This is a genomic window from Methylorubrum suomiense, from assembly GCF_022179765.1.
Classification (GTDB): Bacteria; Pseudomonadota; Alphaproteobacteria; order Rhizobiales; family Beijerinckiaceae; genus Methylobacterium; species Methylobacterium suomiense.
Genome location: NZ_BPRE01000048.1, coordinates 1 through 962 on the forward strand (window position 1 = coordinate 1; position 962 = coordinate 962).

A 962-nucleotide genomic window follows, 5' to 3' on the forward strand; every position below is an offset into this window, starting at 1 on the left:
CAGCCTGGCCGAGGCGCATGCGCAGGCCGGCGGCGGCCGGCTGCCGGTGCGCTCGTGGACGGCCGGCGGCGAGGCGTTCGGCCTCGACGCGTTCCGGGCGGTGCGCCGGACCTTCGCGCCCGCGCGGATCATCAACGGCTACGGCCCGACCGAGACGGTGATCACGCCGCTGCTGCTGGCGGTTGACCCGGAGGCGGACGCCGCGGCCGTGGCAGGGGGCGACTGGCTGCCGATCGGCACGCCGGTGGGGGCGCGCACGGCCTACGTGCTGGACGCGGCGCTGCGCGAGGTCGGCCCGGGCGTGCCGGGGGAGCTGTATCTCGGCGGGTCGGGTCTGGCGCGGGGCTATGTCGGCGCGCCCGGGGCGACGGCGGTGCGGTTCGTGCCGGATCCGTTCGGGGCGCCGGGGGGGCGGCTGTACCGCACGGGCGACCGGGTGGTGCGGCGGGCGGACGGGAGCCTGTCGTATCTCGGGCGTCTGGACGGTCAGGTGAAGGTGCGGGGCTTCCGCATCGAGCCGGGGGAGGTGGAGGCGCATCTTCTGGCGCATCCGCGCTGCCGCGAGGCGGCGGTGGGGGCGGTCATGCGGGGGACGGAGGCGCATCTCGTGGCCTACGTCGCCGGACGGGGTCCGGGGGGGGATGCCGCCCAGGGCGAAGCAGACCTGGCCGCAATCCTGTCGGCGCATCTGGCGGCGCGTCTGCCGGCTCACCTGCGTCCGTCGCTGATCGTGGAGCTGGCCGCGCTGCCGCGTCTGGCGAGCGGGAAGCTCGACCGGTCGGGGCTTCCGGCGCCGGATTGGCGGGGGCGGGACGCGGCGCCGCCGCAGGGGGCGACCGAGACGGCGTTGGCGGGTTTGTGGACGGCGCTGCTGGGCGTCGAGCGGGTGGGCCGGACGGACGGCTTCTTCGAGCGCGGCGGGCATTCCCTCCTCGCCGCAAAGCTCGTCGCGCGCATTCGCG

1 protein-coding gene is annotated in these 962 nt (G+C 76.9%); it reads left to right on the forward strand.

The window, feature by feature from the left end:
* Nucleotides 1-962, forward strand: a 962-nt coding sequence (locus MFF26_RS26360; protein WP_238308971.1) for an AMP-binding protein, incomplete at both ends; no start/stop codon positions are given.